The sequence below is a fragment of the Curtobacterium sp. ZW137 genome, from assembly GCF_003762905.1.
GTDB lineage: Bacteria > Actinomycetota > Actinomycetes > Actinomycetales > Microbacteriaceae > Curtobacterium.
Window position 1 is genome coordinate 815,937 of sequence record NZ_RJKS01000001.1, and the last position, 12,444, is coordinate 828,380.

Sequence of the window (12,444 nt, forward strand, 5' to 3'; positions counted from 1 at the left end):
CGCTCAGCCCGCGAGCCGGGCGGTGACCGCCCGGAGCGCCGCCGGGAGCGCAGCCGGGTCCGTTCCGCCGCCCTGGGCGAGGTCCGGCTTGCCGCCGCCACCGCCGCCGAGGACACCGGCCGCTTCCTTGGCGAGGGGGCCGGCCTGCACACCGGCGGCGCGCGCGGCGTCGTTGGTGGCGACGATGACGACCGGCTTGTCGTTGACGACCGCACCGAGGATCACCACGGCGGCGCCGTCGCCGAGCTGGGCACGGACACCGGTCGCGAGCGCGCGGAGGTCGTCACCGGACTTCAGGCCGTCGACCGACTCGGCCACGACCGTGGTGCCGCCGATCGTCGTCGCCTGGCGGGCGATGGTCGGCACACGCTGCTGCAGCCCCGCCGACTCGAACTCCGCGATGCGCTTCTGCGCGGTGCGGAGGTCCTCCATCAGGGACTGGACGCGGGTCGGGAGGTCGTCGCGAGGTGCCTTCAGTGCACTCGAGAGCTGCGAGACGATGGTGCGCTCGACCGCGAGGTCACGGAAGCCCTCGAGGCCGACGAGCGCCTCGACACGACGGTTGGTCGACCCGACACTGGCTTCACCGACCAGGTTGACCAGACCGACCTGCGCGCTCGAGGCGACGTGCGTTCCACCGCAGAGTTCGCGGGACCACGGGCCGCCGATGTCGACCATGCGGACCTCGGCGCCGTACTTCTCGCCGAAGAGCGCCTGGGCACCGAGTTCCTTGGCCTGGTCGAGGGGCAGCACGCGCGTCGAGACCTCGAGGTCGGAGCGGATCGCGGTGTTCACGACCTCTTCGATCTCGGAGCGCGTCGCGAGCGAGATCGGCTGGCTCCAGGAGAAGTCGAGGCGCATGTAGCCGGACTTGTTGTAGGAGCCGGCCTGCAGCGCCTCCGGGCCGAGGATGTCACGGAGTGCGGCGTTGACGAGGTGGGTCGCCGAGTGCGCCTGCGTGGCACCGCGGCGGTACTCCGCGTCGACGACGGTGGTCGCCGCGTCGCCGACACCGACCTCGCCCGAGCGCACCTGCACGGTGTGGCTCCAGAGGCCGGAGACCGGGCGCTGGACGTCGAGGACCTCGAGGTCGAAGCCGTTGCCGATGATCGAGCCCTGGTCCGCGTCCTGGCCGCCGGACTCCGCGTAGAGCGAGGTCTCCCCGAGGATGACCTCGGCGATGTCGCCCACGACGGCGCGGTCGACGCTGACGCCGCCGACGATGATGCCGAGCACGTTCGACTCGGCTTCGAGCGCGTCGTAGCCGAGGAACGTGGTCTCGCCCCTGGCCCGGAACGCGCTGTACACGCTGAGGTCCGCGAGGGCGGTCTTCTTGCTCTTCGCGTCCGCCTTGGCGCGGGCACGCTGCTCGGACATCAGGGTGTCGAACGCGGTGCGGTCGACGTGGACCCCCGCTTCCTCCGCCATCTCGAGCGTCAGGTCGATCGGGAACCCGAACGTGTCGTGGAGCAGGAACGCGGTGTCGCCGCCGATCGACGGCTGGCCGTCCTGCTTCGCACGCTCCACCGCGACGTCGAGGATCGTCGTGCCCTGCGCGAGCGTGCGGAGGAAGGTCTCTTCCTCGGCGTAGGCGATCCGCGCGATGCGGTCGTAGTCCGACGCGACCTCGGGGTAGGCGTCGCGCATGGCGTCACGCGACTCCGGGAACAGCTGCGGGAACGTCGCGGTCTCCACGCCGAGCAAGCGCATCGCGCGCACCGTGCGGCGGAGCAGGCGACGGAGGATGTAGCCGCGACCCTCGTTCGACGGCGAGACCCCGTCGGCGATGAGCATCAGCGCGGAACGGACGTGGTCCGCGATGACGCGCATGCGGACGTCGTCCTCGTGCACCGCGCCGTACCGGCGACCGGAGATCTCCGCCGCCTTGTCGAGGACCGGGCGGACCTGGTCGATCTCGTACATGTTGTCGACGCCCTGCTTGATGAACGCGACGCGCTCCAGGCCCATGCCGGTGTCGATGTTCTTGTTCGGCAGCTCGCCGGTGATCTCGAAGTCGTACTTCGAGCGGACGTCGGCGATCTGGTACTGCATGAACACGAGGTTCCAGATCTCGACGTAGCGGTCGTCGTCCGTCGCCGGACCACCGTCGATGCCGTATGCGGGACCGCGGTCGAAGAAGATCTCCGAGCAGGGGCCCGCCGGACCGGGCTGCCCGGTCGACCAGTAGTTGGTGTCCTTGCCGAGGCGCTGGATGCGCTCGTCGGGCAGGGAGGAGTGCTGCTTCCAGAACGCGATCGCCTCGTCGTCGTCCTCGTACACGGTGACCCAGAGGTCGTCGGCCGAGAACCCGAGCCCTCCGTCGGACTCCGCGCCCGTGAGGAACTCCCAGGCGTACTGGATCGCCTGCTCCTTGAAGTAGTCCCCGAACGAGAAGTTGCCGTTCATCTGGAAGAACGTGCCGTGCCGCGGGGTCTTGCCGACCTCTTCGATGTCGTTCGTGCGGATGCACTTCTGGACGCTCGTCGCGCGGGGGTACGGCGCCGGGATCAGCCCGGTGAGGTACGGGATGAAGGGGACCATGCCGGCGACCGTGAACAGCAGCGACGGGTCGTCCGAGACGAGCGAGGCGGACGGGACGACGGTGTGGCCGCGGTCACCGAAGTACTGGAGCCAACGGCGGCGGATCTCTGCGGTCTGCATGGTGCTTCCTGATGACGTGGGAGGGCGGGACGTGCTGGTGAGCGCGACGGTCAGGCGTCGGTGCGGAGCTCGGCTTCGCGGGAACGGTAGCCGTCGGCCACGGCGCTCGTGAAGGCCTTCGTGCGGGCGTCGACCTCGGCGAGGAACGTCGCGCCTGCGGAGGTCCTGCTGACCCGGTGGGCGACGAGGAACCCGATGACGACGCCGACGGCGACGAAGAACAGCTGCTTCACGGGGCCTCCTTGTCGAGCACGCCGAGGCGCGCGTCCGACCAGCTTAGCCGCAGCCCCGGGAACGCCGAACGGCGGGCCGTCCGGAGTGGACGACCCGCCGTTCAGGCAGTGCGATGGATCAGCGAGCTGCGTAGTACTCGACGACGAGCTGCACTTCGCAGGTCACGGGGACCTCGGCGCGCTTCGGGCGACGCACGAGGCGGGCCTGGAGCTTGTCGATCTCGACCTCGAGGTAACCCGGGACCTTCGGGAGGACTTCCTGGTGGCCACCGGCAGCGGCGACCTGGAAGGGCTCGAGCGACTCGGAGCGCTGCTTGACGTGGATCAGCTGGCCCTCCTTGACGCGGAAGGAGGGGCGGTCGACGAGCTTGCCGTCCACCAGGATGTGGCGGTGCACGATCAGCTGACGGGCCTGCGAGGTCGTGCGGGCGAAGCCGGCACGGAGCACGAGGGCGTCGAGGCGCTGCTCGAGCAGCTCGACCAGGTTCTCACCGGTCAGGCCGTTGGTCTTGCGGGCCTCTTCGAAGACGATGCGGAGCTGCTTCTCGCGGATGCCGTACTGGGCGCGCAGACGCTGCTTCTCACGGAGGCGGACGGCGTAGTCGCTGTCCGCACGACGGCGCGTACGGCCGTGCTCACCGGGCCCGTAGGGGCGCTTCTCGAGGTAACGGGCCGCCTTCGGCGTCAGCGGGATGCCGAGCGCGCGCGACAGGCGGGTCTTGCTGCGGGTGCGTGACTTGGTAGACACAGGGTCCTTTTCTCTGTACTGAACTGAAGTTGTCGCGGGTCTCGGCACGCGCACGTGTCGACGAACCCCGTGACGGGATCCAGAGGGATGAGCCTGTGGGATCGGACGGCTACAGTCCGAACCTCTGCCCCCGTGCCGCGGGACCACACGAGGTGGAGGCGACACTCTGTCCTCGACGCAGCCGCACGCGAGGACCAGGACTTAGGCCCGTCAACGATAGCAGGGTTCAGGCGTCGCCAGAAGCGCCACGCGTGATCTTCCGGAGCCGGTCGAGGCGGGGACCGACTTCACGCTCGTAGCCGTTCGTGGTCGGCGTGTAGTACTCGGTGCCCTCGAGCGCGTCCGGGAGGTACTGCTGCTGGGCGACCCCGTGCTCGGCGTCGTGCGAGTAGATGTAGCCCTTGCCGTGCCCGAGCCGCTTCGCCCCGGCGTAGTGGGCGTCCCGGAGGTGGTTCGGCACGACGCCCATCCGCCCCGCCTTGACGTCCGCCATCGCGGCGTTCACGCCGCTGTAGGCGGCGTTCGACTTCGGTGCGGTCGCCAGGTAGACGACGGCTTCGGCGAGGGGGATCCGGCCCTCGGGCATGCCGATGAGCTGCACGGCCTGGGCGGCGGCGACCGCGATGGGCAGCGCCTGCGGGTCCGCCATGCCGATGTCCTCCGACGCGGAGATGATGATCCGCCTGGCGATGAACCGGGGGTCCTCCCCCGCTTCGATCATCCGGGCCAGGTAGTGCAGCGCGGCGTCGACGTCGCTCCCCCGCACCGACTTGATGAACGCGCTGATGACGTCGTAGTGCTCGTCACCCTGCCGGTCGTAGCGGAGCAGTGCCCGGTCGACCGCGGCCGCGACGGTGTCCGCGTCGACGACGGGGACCTGGTCGTCGTCGTCGTCCTGCGCAGCACCGGCGGACGCGGCGGCGGCTTCGAGGGCCGTCAGCGCACGACGGGCGTCACCGGACGCGAGCCGGACGATCGCGGACCGGGCTTCGTCGCCGAGGACCACGGAGCCGCCGAGACCACGCGGGTCCTCCACGGCGCGGTCGACGAGCATCCCGAGGTCGGCGTCGGTGAGCGGCTTCAGGGTGAGCAGCAGCGAACGGGAGAGCAACGGGGAGATCACCGAGAACGAAGGGTTCTCGGTCGTCGCGGCGATGAGGATCACCCAGCCGTTCTCGACGCCGGGCAGCAGGGCGTCCTGCTGGGCCTTGCTGAAGCGGTGGATCTCGTCGAGGAACAGCACCGTCGTCGAGCCGTAGAGGTCACGGTGGGTGAGGGCCTTCTCCATCACTTCGCGCACGTCCTTGACGCCGGCGGTGACCGCGGAGAGCTCGACGAACTCCCGCCCGGACTGCCGGGCGATCGCCTGGGCCAGGGTGGTCTTGCCCGTGCCGGGCGGCCCCCAGAGGATCACGGAGACGCCACCGGGGTTCTCCCGCGTGCCGGTGGCGAGCTGCACGAGCGGCGAGCCCCGGCCGAGGAGGTGCTGCTGCCCCGCCACTTCCTCGAGACTGGTCGGCCGCATCCGCACGGCGAGCGGCACCGAGCCCTGCGCCAGGCCGGTCCGACCGCCGGTCGTGGGCGCGTTCATGCCCGATCGGTCCGCTGCCATGTCCTCAATCGTAGGCGGGCGCACCGACACCTCCTTCATAGGGAGGGGTCCGATACGCTCGTCGCACACTGCGACGAGAGGGCAGATCAGCACCGTGGCACCCAAGAACCAGGCGCGTGACAACCGCGAGGCGCGCGAGCGGCTCCGACTCTACGAGGCACGACAGGGCCTCCACGACCGCCAACGTCGTCGCCGTCGCCGCGACAACCTCGTCGGACTGGGTGCTCTCGTCGTCGTCGCCGCCCTCGCCACCGGGTCGCAACTCGCCTTCGCCGGCTCGCAGCCGTCCGGGAAGGCCAGCGCCTCGGCGTCCGCCAGTGCCAGTGCGTCCGCGACGCCCACCCCCTCCGCCAGCGCCACCGCGAGCAACACGGGCGACGTGCCGAGCAAGTCGATCGCGAAGAACAGCACCTGGACCGGCTCGATCACGCTGAACAAGGACGTGAAGCTCGGGATCGAGCTCGACGGGAAGAAGGCGCCGCAGGCCACGAGCGTCGAGATCGACCTCATCCGCAAGCAGTTCTACGAGGGCACCACCTGCCACCGGCTCGCGGACAGCGACGGGTTCAAGTTCCTGCAGTGCGGCTCCGCGAACGGCGACGGCACGGGTGACGCCGGCTTCGAGTACGGCCCGATCGAGAACACCCCGAGCGACGACGTCTACGACAAGGGCACGATCGCCATCGCGCGGAGCTCCTCGACGTCCTCGCAGTCCACCCAGTTCTTCATCGTCTACGGCGACACCACGCTCGACGGCTCCACCGGTGGGTACACCGTCGTCGGCAAGGTCACGAGCGGGCTCTCCGAGCTCCAGTCGAAGATCACGTCGAAGGGCATCTCGGACGCGAGTTCGGACGGCACCGGCGCCCCGAAGGTGGCCACCACGATCACCGCGGCGACCATCAAGCAGGACCAGTAGTCCACAGCCGAGCGCATCGGCGGGCCGCTGGGGCCGCCCGTGCAATAGGGTGGCTTCCTGACCGTGCCGACGGTGACGTCGGTGATGCACGACCACGATCGAGGCGAGACCTGTGGGATCTGACGAAGCAACGACCTGGGGGCGCGTCGACGACGACGGCACCGTGTACGTCCGGTACCAGGACACCGAGCGTGTCGTGGGTGAGTACCCGGACGCCACCGCCGACGAAGCGCTCGCGTACTTCGCCCGGAAGTACGCCGACCTCGAAGGCCAGGTGAAGATCGCCGAGCAGCGCGTGCAGCGCGGCGCATCGGCGAACGACGTCGCCCGGACGGTCGAGCACCTGACGGCGCTCGTCACCGAAGCGCGGGTCGTCGGCGACATCAAGTCGCTCGAAGACCGCGTCGCGGCGCTGTCCGAGCAGCTCGGGTCGCTCACCAAGGAGCAGGCCGAACAGGCGCAGCAGGCGCTGACCGAGGCGCTCGCGTTCCGCACCGGCCTCGTCGAAGAGGCAGAGGCGCTGGCGGCCGTCGACCCGGCACGCGCGCAGTGGAAGCAGATCACCGCGCAGCTCGACGACGTCTTCTCGCGCTGGCAGCAGCACCAGCACGAGGGACCGCGCATCCCCAAGAACGAGGCCAACGAGCTCTGGAAGCGGTTCCGCTCGGCCCGCTCCACCGTGGACCAGCACCGTCGTGCGTTCTACTCGGACCTCGACGCGCAGCACCGCGACGCCCGGACCCGCAAGCAGGAACTCGTCCAGCAGGCCGAGGCACTCGCGCCCCGGGGCTCCGACGCGATCCCGACGTACCGCCAGCTCCTCGACGACTGGAAGCGCGCCGGTCGTGCGGGCAAGCGCCACGACGACGCACTCTGGGCCCGCTTCAAGGCCGCGGGTGACGTCCTCTTCGAGCAGCGCCACGCCGAGAGCGCCGCGGAGAACGAGGAGTACTCCGCCAACCTCGAGGCCAAGCTCGCGCTCGTCGCCGAAGCCGAACCGCTCCTGCAGCAGCAGGACCGTGCCGCCGCACGGAAGTCCCTGACCGACATCCAGCGTCGTTGGGACGAGATCGGCCGGGTCCCCCGCGCCGACGTCCGTCGGGTCGAGGACCGCCTCCGTGCCGTCGAGGACCACGTCCGCGGGCTCGAGGACGCGCACTGGCGCGAGTCGAACCCGGAGCGCAAGGCCCGCACGACCGGGCTCGCGAGCCAGCTCGAGGACGCGATCGGCAAGCTCGAGGCCGAACTCGAAGCAGCGAAGGCCTCCGGCGACGCCCGCAAGATCAAGGACGCGCAGGAAGCCCTGGACGCCCGCAAGATCTGGCTCGACGCCCTCGGCGGCTGATCACACGGCACCACGACAGCGGCCCCGCGACCATCCGGTCGCGGGGCCGCTGTCGTCCGCGCCCCGAGACGCCGCCCGCGTGCCGAGACGCCGCCGGAGACCGCGGCGTCTCACCCACACAGCGGCGTCTCGCGCACACCGCGGCGTCGCGCGCACAGAGCCGCGTCGCGCGCGCCCGGCGCACCCCGGGTCAGACCGGGGCGGGGAGCCCGAGCAGGGTGCGGATGTCGAGGTCGTCCTGGCGCATCTGCGTCGCGAGCTCGTCCATCGAGCCGAACTTCACCATGCCGCGGACGTACGACACGAAGAGCACCGCGATGGTGTCCCCGTAGAGGTCGATGTCGACGTCGAGCAGGTGCGCCTCGATCTGCTTCGCGGGGACCCCCTCGAACGTCGGGTTGTTCCCCACCGACACCGCCGCCGGGTACGTCGTGCCGTTGTGCAGCACGCGTGCGGCGTAGACACCGTCCGCGGGGACGAACCCCTCGCACGACGGGTCGAGGTTCGCGGTCGGGTACCCCATCGCGCGGCCGCGCTGGTTCCCGCGGACGACGACGCTGCGGACGGCGTGCTCACGCCCGAGGAGCCGTGCCGCCTCGGCGACGCGGCCTTCGCCGAGGAGCTCCCGGATCCACGTGGAGGAGACGCGGCGCTCACCGGCGGGGCGGACGTCGTCGATGAGGTCGACGTCGTCGATCAGCTCGACCGCGAAGCCGTGCTGGGCGCCGAGGGACCGGAGGAGCGCGACGTCGCCGGCGCCCTTCGCCCCGAACCGGAAGTCGCTGCCGACGAAGACGAGCTTGGCGTTCAGGGTGTCGACGAGGATCCGGGCGACGAAGGTCTCGGGCGACCAGGACTGCAGCTCCGCGTCGAACCGCAGCAGCAGGGTGGCGTCCACACCGACGTCGTCGAGGAGCTCGCGACGCTGCGCGATGCTCGTCAGGGCGGGCGGGACCTTCGCCGGGTCGATGATGCTCAGCGGGTGCCGGTCGAACGTGACGACCGTCGACACGAGTCCCTGCTGACGGGCGGCGCGCTCGAGGTGCGCGATGACCGCACGGTGCCCGACGTGCACGCCGTCGAACTTGCCGATGGTGACGGCACTCGGCCCGAAGCCCTGGGCGACGTCATCGACGTCTTCGTAGTACTGCATGTCGCTCCCCCGCCTACTCGCTGGCCGCCACGGCGGGCTCGGGTTCGGTGACGGGTGCTCCGGCGGTGCGGTGGTGCTTCCGGAGCCACCAGAGGCCCGCGATCGGCAGCACGAGCGGCGCGAAGGCGTAGCCCATGCCGTAGTACGACCAGATCGTCAGGTCGGGGAACAGCGCGTGGTCGAAGAGCGACAGCGTCCCGATCACGAGCACGCCCGTCATCTCGAAGACGATGGTGACGCAGGCGACCCGGTACCAGAAGCGTCCGGGCACGATGAGGGCGATGATCGCGACGATGTACACGACGGCGGCGATGGCGCTCAGCGTGTACGAGAACGGCGCGAAGGAGAACTTCTCGGCGATCTGGACGACGCTGCGGCCCGTCGCTGCCAGGGCGAGGATGCCGTAGACGGCGATGAGGACGCGCCCGATGCCGGTCGCGAGGGAGGACTTGGTCGCCATTGCACCGATTCTACCGACGACCGACGACACCGCCGACCGCACACGTCACAGACCGCAGACTGAAGACCTCACAGGCCGCACGCGTCACGGACCGCACACCTCTAGTTCAGGGCGAACCAGATCTGGTACATCCGGTAGACCATCACGGCCACGGTGAACGCGCCCGCCCCGAGCACGACGGTGCTCCACCGCGTGCGGTCGATGAGCGCCCAGACGATCGTGGCCGGCGGGACGAGCAGCACCGACACCGCGTAGACCCAGAACTCGAGCAGGTTGCCCGTCGCCGGGTTCCCGACCGCTGGCTGCACCAGCGACACGACGAGCTGCGCGATGAGCAGGAGCTCGATGAGCACGAGCGACCCGACGGTGTAGTCGTTGGGCTTCCAGCCGATGAAGCCGACGACCACGGCGAACACGCCGACGACGCAGGCCAGCACGAGCTGCACCCACATGAACCACTCGATCACGCGTTCGCTCCTGACGCCGTGGGGAAGTTGGTGATGACCCGCAGCAGTCCGCGGCGGACGGAGACGAGACCGATCAGCCGGTCGTCGCGTGCGGTGACGGCCGCGACCGGGCCGTCGGTGTCCGGGTGGTCGGCGTCGATGCGCTTGCCGTCGGCGAGGTCCTTCGCGCGGGCAGCGTCGAGCGTGACGACCGGGAACAGCTGTCGGGCGATCTCGGCCGGGCGGACCAGGGCCGCGCGGACGTCGACGGCGTCGTCCTCGAGGTCGATCGCGTCGTCGACGGAGAACGGGCCGACCAGCGTCCGGCGGAGGGCCGTGAGGTGCGCCCCGGTGCCGAGGGTCGCACCGACGTCGCGGGCGAGCGCCCGCACGTAGGTGCCGGACGAGCAGGCCACGACGACGTCGAGGTCGACCACGCTCGTGGGGACCCCGTCGACGGAGACGACGTCCTCGTTCCGGCCGGTGACCTCGAACCGCGAGATCGTCACCGCCCGGGCCTTGAGGGTGACCTCCTCGCCCTTCCGGGCCAGGTCGTAGGCGCGTCGACCGTCGACCTTGATCGCACTGACCGTCGACGGGACCTGCGAGATGGGACCGCGCTGCTGTGCAACGGCCGCTTCGACCGCGGCTTCGGAGACGTCCGCGCCGGACACGCCCACCGCCGCCACGGGGTCGCCGTCGGCGTCGTCCGAGTCGGTGGAGACGCCGAGCCGGATGGTCGCCGTGTAGGTCTTGTCGAGGCCGACCAGGTGCGTCAGGAGCCGCGTGGACGGACCGGCTCCGAGGAGCAGCAGTCCGGTCGCCATCGGGTCGAGGGTGCCGGCGTGGCCGATCTTCTTGAGGTCGAGACGGCGTCGGGCGATCGAGACCGCGCGATGGCTGGAGATCCCCTGCGGTTTGTCGACGAGGAGGATGCCGTCGGGAGCGGTTACGAGCACCCGAGGAGATTACCAGCGCACGTCAGCAGGCATCGTTCCACTCGCGACGCGGGTGCGCCGGGTCGGTGACGTCGAGGACCGCGAACGCGGCGATCTTGACGTCGGCGCGGCGTTCCAGCCGACCGGACTCCTGTTCCACCCAGAGCGACCAGCGCCACAGGCCGCGCGCACCGGCGCCGAGGACACCGTGGCCGTGCACCACGAGGACCCCGTCACCCGCACCGGTGGACCGGAACGGCGCGACGAGTCCGGAGCGCAGCGCGTCCACGTCGGTGGAGGGAGCGGCAGCGGCCATCGCCGAGACGCCGTGCTGCTCGAAGCCGGCGACCAGGGCCGCGGCGACGTGTTCGAGGTCGACGCCGTCCTGCCCGTCGATGCCGACGACGGTGCGGTTCGTGCCGACCTGTGCGATCACCTCTCCCGCGATCGCAGCCATCGTGTCGGTCTCTTCGGGTGCCCAGCGTGCCATGCACCCACCGTAGGCTGTCGTGGTGAACGCGAGTCGAGCCTCCCGTCAGCCTGTGGAGAACGCGACCGGCCCGCAGGGCGCGACGCGGCCCGACATCGCGACCCCGCTCGTCGCGTGGTTCCGCGCCGAGGCGCGCGACCTCCCCTGGCGCCGTCCCGGCTTCCCCGCCTGGGGCACGCTGGTCAGCGAGATCATGCTGCAGCAGACGCAGGTCGCACGCGTGATCCCCCGCCTGGAGGCATGGCTCACCCGGTGGCCGACGCCTCGCGACCTCGCGGACTCACCGCCGTCGGACGCGGTGCGTGCCTGGGACCGGCTCGGCTACCCGAGACGGGCGCTCGCGCTGCACGCGGCGGCGACGGCGATCGCCGAGCAGCACGACAACGTCGTGCCCCGGGACGTCGACGCGCTCCTCGCGCTGCCCGGCATCGGTGACTACACGGCGCGGGCGGTCGCGGTCTTCGCGTACGGCGACCGGCACCCCGTCGTCGACGTGAACGTGCGCCGGGTGCTCGCGCGGGCGCTCCTCGGGCAGGGCGGACCCGGACCGGCGAACGCGAAGCAGGACCTGCCGCTGATGGCCTCGGTCCTGCCGGAGGACCGCGAGGACGCGGCCGCGACGAACGCCGCGGTGATGGAACTCGGTGCGCTCGTCTGCGTCGCACGCTCCCCCGCGTGCGACGCCTGCCCGATCGCGGACCGCTGCGCGTGGCGTGCGGCCGGCTACCCGGAGCACGACGGCCCGCGCGCGCCGAAGCAGGCGAAGTTCGCCGGCAGCGACCGGCAGGTGCGGGGGCTCGTGATGGCCGAACTCCGCGCGAGCGACGTCCCCGTCACCCCCGCGGAGATCGCGATGGTCTGGCCGGACGCCGAGCAGCGGGACCGGGCGCTCGCGTCGCTCCTCCGCGACGGTCTCGCGGTGGGTGACGACGCGAGCGGCTACCAGCTGCCCGGCGGCGCCGACTAGGCCTGTTCCTCGGACTCGTCGTCGTCCTCGTCGCGCTTGTACGGGTCGGCGTCGCCGGCGAACGTGGCGCCCACCGATGCCGAGCGGACCTGCTCGTCGCGCATCTTGGCCTGCGCGAGCAGGTCCTCGAGGTGCGCGGAGGTGTCCGGCAGGGCGTCGGCGATGAACTCGAGCGACGGGGTGAGCCGCGCCGTGATGTTCTTGCCGACCTCGGTGCGGAGCATGCCGGTCGCGGCCTTCAGCGCGGCGGCGGAGTCGGCGCGTTCCTCGTCGGTGCCGTACACGGTGTAGAAGACCGACGCGTGCTGCAGGTCACCGGTCACGCGGACGTCGGTGATCGTCACGAAGCCGAGACGCGGGTCGCGCAGACCCTTGTCCAGTCGACGTGCGACGACTTCCTTGATGCGGTCGGCCATCTTGCGTGCGCGCTGCGGATCAGCCATGGGTTCCTCCTTGGGAATGGGTGGGCCCC

Annotated in this window: 13 protein-coding genes; 3 read left to right on the forward strand and 10 right to left on the reverse strand. The window is 70.8% G+C overall.

Annotation, left to right across the window (positions count from 1 at the left end; translation table 11 throughout):
• Nucleotides 1-3: 3 nt before the first annotated feature.
• The 4 genes from alaS to EDF55_RS03870 all read right to left on the reverse strand — a co-directional run bounded on the left by alaS (nucleotide 4) and on the right by EDF55_RS03870 (nucleotide 5,233).
• On the reverse strand, nucleotides 4-2,661 hold the full coding sequence (gene alaS, locus EDF55_RS03855; protein ID WP_123653573.1) for an alanine--tRNA ligase: 2,658 nt from the start codon (nucleotides 2,659-2,661) through the stop codon (nucleotides 4-6).
• Nucleotides 2,662-2,711: 50 nt separating this feature from the next.
• Nucleotides 2,712-2,894: a hypothetical protein gene (locus EDF55_RS03860; protein WP_123653574.1), complete on the reverse strand. Its 183-nt coding sequence runs from the start codon at nucleotides 2,892-2,894 to the stop codon at nucleotides 2,712-2,714.
• Between the two features lie 118 nt (nucleotides 2,895-3,012).
• A complete protein-coding gene (gene rpsD / locus EDF55_RS03865; protein ID WP_071300659.1) occupies nucleotides 3,013-3,642 on the reverse strand; it encodes a 30S ribosomal protein S4 in 630 nt (209 codons plus the stop codon).
• 226 nt (nucleotides 3,643-3,868) lie between these two features.
• Nucleotides 3,869-5,233, reverse strand: coding sequence for a replication-associated recombination protein A (locus EDF55_RS03870; protein ID WP_123653868.1), 1,365 nt, complete (start codon nucleotides 5,231-5,233; stop codon nucleotides 3,869-3,871).
• A 115-nt stretch (nucleotides 5,234-5,348) separates the two neighbouring features.
• Between EDF55_RS03870 and EDF55_RS03875 the strand changes: the two genes are divergently transcribed.
• Nucleotides 5,349-6,173 carry a peptidylprolyl isomerase gene (locus EDF55_RS03875; protein ID WP_123653575.1) on the forward strand — a complete coding sequence of 275 codons (825 nt, stop codon included), beginning with the start codon at nucleotides 5,349-5,351 and terminating at the stop codon, nucleotides 6,171-6,173.
• A 112-nt stretch (nucleotides 6,174-6,285) separates the two neighbouring features.
• Complete coding sequence (locus EDF55_RS03880) at nucleotides 6,286-7,518, forward strand: DUF349 domain-containing protein (protein WP_185017092.1); 1,233 nt, start codon at nucleotides 6,286-6,288, stop codon at nucleotides 7,516-7,518.
• A gap of 190 nt (nucleotides 7,519-7,708) precedes the next feature.
• On the opposite strand, the gene EDF55_RS03885 is transcribed toward EDF55_RS03880, so the two are convergent.
• From EDF55_RS03885 to EDF55_RS03905, 5 genes are all read right to left on the reverse strand, one after another.
• Nucleotides 7,709-8,671: a bifunctional riboflavin kinase/FAD synthetase gene (locus tag EDF55_RS03885; protein ID WP_123653576.1), complete on the reverse strand. Its 963-nt coding sequence runs from the start codon at nucleotides 8,669-8,671 to the stop codon at nucleotides 7,709-7,711.
• Between the two features lie 13 nt (nucleotides 8,672-8,684).
• Nucleotides 8,685-9,131: a hypothetical protein gene (locus EDF55_RS03890; RefSeq protein ID WP_123653577.1), complete on the reverse strand. Its 447-nt coding sequence runs from the start codon at nucleotides 9,129-9,131 to the stop codon at nucleotides 8,685-8,687.
• A 101-nt stretch (nucleotides 9,132-9,232) separates the two neighbouring features.
• Nucleotides 9,233-9,598: a hypothetical protein gene (locus EDF55_RS03895; protein WP_123653578.1), complete on the reverse strand. Its 366-nt coding sequence runs from the start codon at nucleotides 9,596-9,598 to the stop codon at nucleotides 9,233-9,235.
• Entirely contained in the window at nucleotides 9,595-10,536 is a 942-nt protein-coding gene (gene truB / locus EDF55_RS03900; RefSeq protein ID WP_123653579.1) for a tRNA pseudouridine(55) synthase TruB, read from the reverse strand. Before truB ends, EDF55_RS03895 begins: the two co-directional genes overlap by 4 nt.
• A 22-nt stretch (nucleotides 10,537-10,558) precedes the next feature.
• On the reverse strand, nucleotides 10,559-11,005 hold the full coding sequence (locus EDF55_RS03905; RefSeq protein WP_123653580.1) for a hypothetical protein: 447 nt from the start codon (nucleotides 11,003-11,005) through the stop codon (nucleotides 10,559-10,561).
• A gap of 52 nt (nucleotides 11,006-11,057) precedes the next feature.
• On the opposite strand from EDF55_RS03905, the gene EDF55_RS03910 reads away from it, so the two are divergent.
• Nucleotides 11,058-11,972, forward strand: coding sequence for an A/G-specific adenine glycosylase (locus EDF55_RS03910; protein ID WP_185017094.1), 915 nt, complete (start codon nucleotides 11,058-11,060; stop codon nucleotides 11,970-11,972).
• On the opposite strand, the gene rbfA is transcribed toward EDF55_RS03910, so the two are convergent.
• A complete protein-coding gene (rbfA, locus tag EDF55_RS03915; RefSeq protein ID WP_123653581.1) occupies nucleotides 11,969-12,415 on the reverse strand; it encodes a 30S ribosome-binding factor RbfA in 447 nt (148 codons plus the stop codon). The genes EDF55_RS03910 and rbfA overlap by 4 nt on opposite strands.
• Nucleotides 12,416-12,444 lie beyond the last annotated feature (29 nt).